This is a genomic window from Bartonella sp. AA56HLJMS, from assembly GCF_042197145.1.
In the GTDB taxonomy this organism is placed as follows: domain Bacteria; phylum Pseudomonadota; class Alphaproteobacteria; order Rhizobiales; family Rhizobiaceae; genus Bartonella.
Map to the genome: position 1 here is coordinate 1 of NZ_JBHIRL010000082.1, position 1,163 is coordinate 1,163.

The 1,163-nt window shown below is 41.6% G+C and carries 1 protein-coding gene; it reads left to right on the forward strand.

Annotated elements, in window-relative coordinates:
* Positions 1-42 precede the first annotated feature (42 nt).
* The coding region (locus ACFINI_RS09945) for a hypothetical protein (protein WP_375648038.1) at positions 43-1,163 on the forward strand (1,121 nt) is incomplete at its 3' end.

Genomic DNA, 1,163 nt, shown 5'->3' on the forward strand with positions numbered 1-1,163 from the left:
AACGTCATAACGTCACTCGAATAATTCCGACGGATTTCTAATATGGTTTATTTTCCAATCGCTGATTACAGACCAGATGTTTCGGTCGTCAACGGTAGCTTTACGGATACGCTTGTGAATGTTTTACCGGCTGATGGCTGTTATATTCCGATGCCTAATGCAGTGGTAGTGTCTCATGCTTTAGAAGAAAAGCCGTTGGGGTACATAGCCTTTAGAAGTGGCAATGGTGTTAAGATAATCGTAGGAGGAGCCAAAAAGCTTTACAGTTATGATAGTCAAACGCAGGGTTGGAAAGACATAAGTCAAAGTGGTGTGACCTATCAAGCAAATGAAGAGAATAAATGGTCGTTTGCATTATTTGGTGAAACTATTATTGCGGTGAATAAAAATGATAAACCACAAGTCTTTAATACTCATAGCTCTGAACGGTTTGAAGATTTAGGAGGCAATCCCCCGAAAGCAGGATTGGTGAAGGTTTGGGGTGATTTTGTTTGTTTGATGCAATTAACAGATCATCCCAATCGCATCCATTGGTCGGGTTTGAATGATGCAACTCATTGGACGGTAGGTGATAAAGATTGTTATTATCATAATTTTAATGATGGAGAATATGTTCAAGGGGCAACGGAATCGAGCAATCCCCTCGTTTTTTTGCGTTCTGCTATTTATGCTGGTTGTTTTACGCTAGGCTCTAAAGTCCCCTTTATTTTTCAAAAGCTTCAAGACAAGCGTGGATCCCGCAGTGCAGCCTCTATAGCGTGTCGCGGGAGTGATGCTTTTTTTGCTGGTGATGGTGGCTTTTATCAGATCAGTGCTGATGGTCAACTTTTGCCGATAGGCTTTGAGAAGGTTGATAGAACGGTTTTTAAAACCTTTGATAAGTTTGCTCTTGATGAGATGCAAGGGGTTATAGACCCCATTGATAACCGGATTTACTGGTCCTTAAAAAGAGGTAATAACGAGCAAACGACCTTTGTCTATGATTGGGGATTGCAGAAATGGTCGACGCTACAGGGAAAACCTTTCACGTTGTTTCCAGTATTTACGACAGGTTATACTTTAGAACAGTTAGATGAGATCTCGATCAATCTTGAGACATTACCGGCTTCTTTAGACAGCCCTCGTTGGCAAAGTGGCGCACCCATGCTTGGTGCTTTTGATGA